Source organism: Halovibrio variabilis (assembly GCF_007991175.1).
Lineage (GTDB): Bacteria > Pseudomonadota > Gammaproteobacteria > Pseudomonadales > Halomonadaceae > Vreelandella > Vreelandella variabilis.
Window position 1 is genome coordinate 182,087 of the sequence record NZ_BJXV01000011.1, and the last position, 6,511, is coordinate 188,597.

7 protein-coding genes and 1 pseudogene are annotated in these 6,511 nt (G+C 56.4%); 6 read left to right on the forward strand and 2 right to left on the reverse strand.

What is annotated here, in order from left to right; all coding sequences use genetic code 11:
* Positions 1 to 32 precede the first annotated feature (32 nt).
* The 5 genes from HVA01_RS11305 to HVA01_RS11325 all read left to right on the forward strand — a co-directional run bounded on the left by HVA01_RS11305 (position 33) and on the right by HVA01_RS11325 (position 4,302).
* The gene (locus HVA01_RS11305; protein ID WP_146875518.1) at positions 33 to 611 is read left to right on the forward strand and encodes a TRAP transporter small permease; all 579 of its coding nucleotides are present in this window, start codon (positions 33 to 35) and stop codon (positions 609 to 611) included.
* Between the two features lie 30 nt (positions 612 to 641).
* Positions 642 to 1,925, forward strand: coding sequence for a TRAP transporter large permease (locus tag HVA01_RS11310; RefSeq protein WP_146875519.1), 1,284 nt, complete (start codon positions 642 to 644; stop codon positions 1,923 to 1,925).
* Positions 1,926 to 1,946: 21 nt separating this feature from the next.
* Complete coding sequence (locus HVA01_RS11315; RefSeq protein WP_146875520.1) at positions 1,947 to 2,390, forward strand: universal stress protein; 444 nt, start codon at positions 1,947 to 1,949, stop codon at positions 2,388 to 2,390.
* 139 nt (positions 2,391 to 2,529) lie between these two features.
* Complete coding sequence (gene bamJ / locus HVA01_RS11320; protein WP_146875521.1) at positions 2,530 to 3,210, forward strand: BamJ family beta-barrel-assembly machinery protein; 681 nt, start codon at positions 2,530 to 2,532, stop codon at positions 3,208 to 3,210.
* A 3-nt stretch (positions 3,211 to 3,213) separates the two neighbouring features.
* The gene (locus HVA01_RS11325; protein WP_146875522.1) at positions 3,214 to 4,302 is read left to right on the forward strand and encodes an alpha/beta hydrolase family protein; all 1,089 of its coding nucleotides are present in this window, start codon (positions 3,214 to 3,216) and stop codon (positions 4,300 to 4,302) included.
* Here HVA01_RS11325 and HVA01_RS11330 read toward each other — a convergent pair.
* A pseudogene (locus HVA01_RS11330) lies at positions 4,299 to 4,892 on the reverse strand (SCO family protein). The gene HVA01_RS11325 and the pseudogene HVA01_RS11330 sit on opposite strands and share 4 nt — an antisense overlap.
* Positions 4,893 to 4,897: 5 nt before the next feature.
* On the reverse strand, positions 4,898 to 5,401 hold the full coding sequence (locus HVA01_RS11335) for a hypothetical protein (protein WP_146875523.1): 504 nt from the start codon (positions 5,399 to 5,401) through the stop codon (positions 4,898 to 4,900).
* A 105-nt stretch (positions 5,402 to 5,506) separates the two neighbouring features.
* On the opposite strand from HVA01_RS11335, the gene HVA01_RS11340 reads away from it, so the two are divergent.
* Complete coding sequence (locus HVA01_RS11340) at positions 5,507 to 6,421, forward strand: AEC family transporter (RefSeq protein ID WP_146875530.1); 915 nt, start codon at positions 5,507 to 5,509, stop codon at positions 6,419 to 6,421.
* Positions 6,422 to 6,511 lie beyond the last annotated feature (90 nt).

The following is a 6,511-nucleotide window of genomic DNA, read 5'->3' on the forward strand; positions in this document are numbered from 1 at the left end:
ATGCCTTTAGAGCTGTTATAAGGAGTCCGGCCATGACCGATGAAGAGATGGAAAAGGATTATCGCTCCGGCTTGCCGGGGATATTAGGGTTGATCGACACTGCCATTAGCAAACTAGAGGCCGTGATCCTTGCGATGGGCGTTTTGCTAATGGCGCTGAATACGGTCACCAATGTGGTTGCGCGCTTTGTATTTGGTAACAGCATTATGTTTTCTGGCGAGCTAAACCGGATTTTGATCGTCATGATTACCTTTGCGGGGATTGGCTACGCTGCCAGGCATGGCCGACATATTCGCATGTCGGCGATCTACGATGCGCTGCCGGTCGGTGGCCGCAAAGTGCTGATGATCTTTATCGCGCTGTTTACCTCCCTGGTGATGTTCTTTCTACTCTACTATTCGGTTTTGTATATTATCGATTTGCAAAGCAAAGGACGTGTTTTGCCCTCTTTGGGCTTGCCGATTTGGATTATTTACCTATGGGTGCCGATGGGCTTTTTGATTACCGGTATTCAATACCTGCTGACCGCCGTTAAAAATGTCACGTCCAGGGATGTCTATCTCTCAACGGGCGTGGTGGATGGTTATAAAGACACCGAAACTGAAGTCTAACGCAGGGCACTGCACCCTAGGGGAACCGCGATGACGACAATAATGGTCACGACCATGATTGCCCTGCTGCTGCTGGGCTTTCCAATGATGATCCCGCTCATTACCGCGGCGGTCATTGGCTTTTATATGATGTTTAATGGCTTCGGCCAGATGGAAACGCTGATCCAGCAAATGATGGCGGGTATCCGCCCGGCCTCACTGATCGCCGTGCCGATGTTTATTCTTGCCGCCGATATTATGACCCGCGGACAGTCCGCAAACCGCTTAATTGATATGGTGATGGCATTTATCGGCCATATTAAGGGCGGCTTAGCGGTGAGCACGGCGGCTTCGTGCACGCTGTTTGGTGCCGTCTCAGGCTCTACCCAGGCAACCGTGGTCGCCGTCGGCTCGCCACTGCGCCCCAAGATGTTGAAAGCGGGCTACTCGGACTCCTTTACGCTGGCGCTGATTATCAATTCCAGCGATATTGCGTTTTTGATCCCCCCCAGTATCGGCATGATTATTTACGGGGTTATCTCGGGGACTTCTATCGGCGAGCTATTTATTGCCGGGATTGGGCCTGGGTTGATGATCCTGTGTATGTTTTCGGCTTACTGCATTATCTACGCCATCGTCAAAGACGTGCCAACGGAAGCAAAATCGACCTGGAAAGAGCGCGCCGTAGCAGTTCAGCAGGCGCTATGGCCGCTAGGCTTTCCGGTGATTATCGTTGGGGGCATTTACGGCGGTGTGTTCAGCCCGACCGAGGCGGCGGCCGCTTGCGTGCTGTATGCCATCCTGCTTGAGTTTGTGGTGTTTCGTTCGCTCAAAATGAACGACATCTACGCCATCGCCAAATCGACCGGCTTGATTACCGCCGTGGTATTTATCCTGGTGGCAGTGGGCAACGGCTTTTCGTGGATCATTTCGTTTGCGCAGATTCCGCAGATGATCCTGGAGGCGGTCGGCGTTAATGAAGCAGGGCCCACGGGTGTGCTGATCGCGATTTGTATCGCCTTTTTCGTTGCCTGTATGTTCGTTGACCCGATTGTGGTGATTCTGGTGCTGACGCCGATCTTCACCCCGGCCATTGAAGCCACCGGGCTCGACCCGGTGTTGGTGGGTATCTTGATCACGCTGCAGGTGGCCATTGGGTCGGCAACGCCGCCCTTCGGGTGCGATATCTTTACCGCGATTGCGATTTTTAAACGCCCCTATTGGGACGTGATCAAAGGCACCCCGCCATTTATCTTCATGCTGATTTCAGCCGCCGCCTTGCTGATCATGTTCCCGCAAATTGCGCTGTTTCTGCGCGATATAGCCTTCCGCTAAGCAGCCACAAGGAGTACGCGAATGTTTAATCGCATTTTAGTTCCGGTGGATGGTTCTAAAGGCGCCTTAACGGCGCTGGAAAAAGCGGTAGGCTTACACATGCTAACCGGCGCCGAGCTTTATCTGCTGTGCGTGTTCAAACACCACAGCCTGCTGGAAGCCTCGCTTTCCATGGTGCGGCCTAACCAGCTGGACATTCCCGACGATGCGTTAAAAGAGTACGCCACTGAGATCGCCGTGCACGCCAAATCCCACGCGATAGAGCTGGGTGCCGAGGAGTCGCGCGTGCGCGCCTTTGTTAAAGGGGGGCGCCCCTCGCGTATTATCGTTCGCTTTGCCCGCAAGCGGGAGTGTGACCTGATTGTAATTGGTGCGCAGGGCACCAACGGAGAGAAGAACCCGCTGTTGGGGAGCGTTTCCCAGCGCGTGGCAGGCGCGGCACACTGTCCAACACTGGTCGTTTAAACCGACTAAACCTCTTGCCAATACGGGGGTCTGATAAACACCCATCGCCCGGAAGATGCAGCTCGGGGCGGTGGGTGTTAGTCTTTGCATGCACCGTTTGGCGTTCGGCGCCGCTCTCTACAAGATAAAAGGATCTTTCATGAAATTACTGCTCTCTACCACGGCACTGACAGGTTTGCTTTTGGTTGCCCCTTTTGCAGCGGCAGCGCCAGAAACCGATGAACAACGCTTGGCTTATAGCCTGGGTGTCACCCTGGGCGAAAGCATGCAAGCGGACATCGAAGACCTCGATTTGGACGCGTTTAACGACGGCATGAGCGATGTTTTTGAAGGTAATGAGCTAGCGCTAAGTGAAGAAGAAATGCGCGAAGCGCTAATGGCGTTCCAAGAGCAATCAATGCAAGCGCGGGAAGCCGAAGCCGAAGCAGTAGCGCGAATGAACCTCGCTGAAGGCGAAGCCTTTCTAGACGAAAACGCCGAGCGCGAAGAAGTCACCGTGACTGACTCTGGCCTGCAGTACGAAGTGCTTGAATCCGGCGATGGCGCCACCCCCGGCCCTGAAGATAGCGTCGAAGTGAACTACGAAGGCATGCTATTGGATGGCACCGTTTTTGATAGCTCCTTTGAACGCGGTGAGGCGGTGAGCTTTCAGACCAATCAAGTCATCGAAGGCTGGCAGGAAGCGCTCCAGTTGATGAGCGTTGGTGATAGTTGGATGCTGTATATTCCCGCTGAGCTTGCTTATGGTGAGAGTGGTCAAGGGCCGATTGGACCTAACGAAGTGCTGACCTTCCGCGTTGACTTGCTAGGCGTCGAATAAGCGATGCTGCCCGCCCCCCACCTCACATTGCGCCCGATTGCTTACGCGCTACTTTGCGTCGGCGTGTGCGTATCGGCGCCGCTGATGGCCCAAGACGAGACGCCTAGCGAGCCCGATGATTTGCCTGCCCTGGGCGCCTCTGTCGATCAAGCCAGTGCCGTTGGGGTATCGTCAGGCGGTTATATGGCGACCCAGCTTGTCGTGGCTTGGCCAGAACGTTTTAGCGGCGTGGGTGTATTGGCGGCGGGGCCTTGGAGCTGTGCACAGGGTTCGCTGAGTCTGGCGCTTAACCAGTGCATGATGACCCGTCGGGGCGCGCCTTCATTAGATGAGCTGGAGGCGCGACATCAGCGCTATATTGAGCTTAAACAGGTAGGTAGCGAAGAAGCACTTAGCCAACTCCGGGCCTATCTATGGCACGGTGAAGAGGACGACGTGGTGGAGCCCCTACTCGGCGACCTGCTTGCTGAGCAGTGGCAGCAGTGGCTCGCTTCGCCTGACCAGCTACGCGTTGCGCGCAGCGAAAATGCCGGGCATGGCTGGCCGGTGCGGCTACCCAGTGAAGCCGCCCCAGGGCCCCAGGAGTGGGGCGATTGCCGACAGGGAGGCGGTAGCTACGTGTTAGCCTGCGATGAAGACATTGCCGGCGACATGCTGGATTGGCTCTATCCCGAGCGTGAAGCGTCAGCACAAAACGGCGCAGCGCTAACCGCGTTTGATCAATCCGAGTTTGCGGTAAAAGGCCTGGCCGACACCGGCTATGTGTTTATTCCTGAAGGCTGTGCAGCAGGCGAGTGCCCGGTAACGCTGGCATTACACGGCTGTCAAATGAGCGCAAACGCGATTGGCGATACGTTTGTGCGCTATAGCGGATTAAACGCCTGGGCGGAAGCGCATCAGCAAATCGTGCTTTATCCCCAAGCGGAAAGCAGTATCGCGAATCCGCAGGGCTGCTGGGACTGGTGGGGCTTTGCCGAAAGTACCTGGCAGCTAAGCCCTCAGCACGATACCCGTAACGGCACCCAAATTGGCGCGCTGATGGCCATGTTGGATCGTTTGCAGGCTGCCCCTGAGCAACCCTCAACCGATTAACCGTCTAATTGGTTGTCTAACGCGGAAACCAAGCCGTGTGGGGTCGGCGAGTAGAGTACGCGCTGGAGAATATCGCCCTCGCGGTTGACCAGAAACAGCGAGGCGCTGTGGTCGATGGTGTACGCCATCGCCGAATCTGGCGCTTCGACCTTCCGCTATACCACGCCATAGCGCGACGCCACATCCTCAAGCTGTTCCTGGCTGCCCACCGCGCCGATAAACGTATCGCCGAAAAAGCCCATATACTCCTGCATGCGCTCGATGGTGTCGCGTTCGGGGTCGACGGTGATCATCACCGGCACCACGCGCTCGCGCTGCTCGTCAGAAAGCTGAGCCAGGGCTTGGCGCTTGACCGACTGCGTCATGGGGCATATATCAGGGCAGTAGGTGTAGCCAAACGACAGGATAGCGACCTGATCGTCGTCCAACTGGGTTAGCGAAAAATCGCCCTGAGTGGAGGGGAGCTCTACCGGGCCACCCAACGCTTCACCGTCTTGCGGTGCGAATGCATACTGATAGAGGCCGATACCGCTGGCCGCTATCAATAACGTGACTATTCCAGCGCCAAGCCATAACGATCTTCTTGCCATTTGTGCTAACTCCGAACGACGTCAAAATCGAACCAACTGCCCATTTTTCCTGCCGGGGTTTCCAGTATGACACGCGCGCGCCAGGGCATAACGGTTTGGGTGCACATCCCTACTTGGCCTTGGCCTTTAAAACGACCGGGGGCACTGGCGCTGAGCGCAAAACGGTGGAGCCCCAAATCCATATCGCGGCCGATAAAATCGACCTCAACCCGGGTAGCCTTGACGCCCTCTACCTCAACGTCCAGTGGTAATGTTTCCAGCGCGTCAATTCGCCCGTTGGTTTGAACGTGAAGCGTGAGGCGGCCTCTATCGCCCAGCGTGGCTGAGCAGGGTGCCGCGTGCAAGTCGCAGCTAGCCGTCGGTGGAAACCAGGTGACATCGCTATCGCGATGCAGCCAATGCGCAAAGGCGTACCATGCACAGGCGGCCAGCGCTAAACCGGTCACCAGTATCAGTACCCTTAAAGTGGGGAAAGCCGCAGAGTGTGCAGGTTTTGAGGTCATCTTCATGGCAGAATAATCGCTACGCAAGCCGTGAGGCGGGATGTTTCATCATGGTAACAGTAATCGCGCCGATATCGCTGTGCTGGGATGTCGCAGGCAAAAGGGATGCAAATGGAGAGTATCACCGGCGCCTTGGGGCCACTGTTTTTATTAATTTTATTGGGTGCTGCGCTGGGCTACGCGCGCTGGCCCAGCGACTCATTTTGGCCACAGATCGAGCAGCTGATCTACTTTGTGCTGTTTCCCGCCATGCTGGTGAGCACCTTGGCCACCGCGGATGTCAGCCAAGTGCCGGTCGGCCGTTTAGCGCTGGTGTTACTGGGCTCAATGGCGCTGTTTGGCATGTTGCTCTGGCGTTTACACGGTTGGCTACAATTAACGCCTGCGGCGTTTACGTCCGTTTTCCAGGGCGCGGTACGTTTTAATACCTATGTGGGTGTTGCCGGCGCCGCCGCGCTACACGGGAGTTTAGGCGCCACCACCGCTGCGGTCGCCGTCGCCGTGATGGTGCCAGTGGTTAACGTAATGTGCGTGGCAAGCTTTGTCGCCGCAGGCACGCTAGGCGGTGCTAACGTAGGTAAAAGTGCCATGGCGTTGATTAAAAACCCGCTGATTCTGGCCTGTCTGGCGGGCATTGGCCTGAACCTTTCGGGCGTGGGTTTGCCCGGCTGGAGTCAAGAGACGGTTGAGCTACTGGGGCGGGCAGCGTTGCCATTGGGTTTGGTGGCCGTGGGGGTGGCCCTGCGCCCGGCGGCGCTGCTGCGTGTTGACCGCGGTGTGCTGGCGACCAATAGCGTTAAACTGCTGCTCATGCCTGCGCTGGTGCTGGCACTTAGCTGGATGTTGCAACTCGATCCGGTCAGCCGCGATGTAGCGCTGCTGTTTGCCGCTCTGCCTACCGCCACCTCGGCGTATATTTTAGCGCGCCAGCTGGGTGGCGATGCCGAGCTGATGGCCGCGATCATTACCGGCCAAACGCTATTAGCAATGCTCACGCTGCCGCTGTGGCTGCAGCTGGTTAGCTGACGGTGAGGCTGGAAAAACCAAATTAAAAGTATTCGTATTTGTATTGACGTGGTAAATGAGAACTATTACAGTATGGTTGTCGGCGTTTGA

What these genes read in the sequence shown, in the direction of transcription:
- HVA01_RS11305 (WP_146875518.1), top strand. Translation starts at nt 33, where the DNA reads ATGACCGATGAAGAGATGGAAAAGGATTATCGCTCCGGCTTGCCGGGG.
- HVA01_RS11310 (WP_146875519.1), top strand. Translation starts at nt 642, where the DNA reads ATGACGACAATAATGGTCACGACCATGATTGCCCTGCTGCTGCTGGGC.
- HVA01_RS11315 (WP_146875520.1), top strand. Translation starts at nt 1,947, where the DNA reads ATGTTTAATCGCATTTTAGTTCCGGTGGATGGTTCTAAAGGCGCCTTA.
- bamJ (WP_146875521.1), top strand. Translation starts at nt 2,530, where the DNA reads ATGAAATTACTGCTCTCTACCACGGCACTGACAGGTTTGCTTTTGGTT.
- HVA01_RS11325 (WP_146875522.1), top strand. Translation starts at nt 3,214, where the DNA reads ATGCTGCCCGCCCCCCACCTCACATTGCGCCCGATTGCTTACGCGCTA.
- HVA01_RS11335 (WP_146875523.1), bottom strand. Translation starts at nt 5,401, where the DNA reads ATGAAGATGACCTCAAAACCTGCACACTCTGCGGCTTTCCCCACTTTA.
- HVA01_RS11340 (WP_146875530.1), top strand. Translation starts at nt 5,507, where the DNA reads ATGGAGAGTATCACCGGCGCCTTGGGGCCACTGTTTTTATTAATTTTA.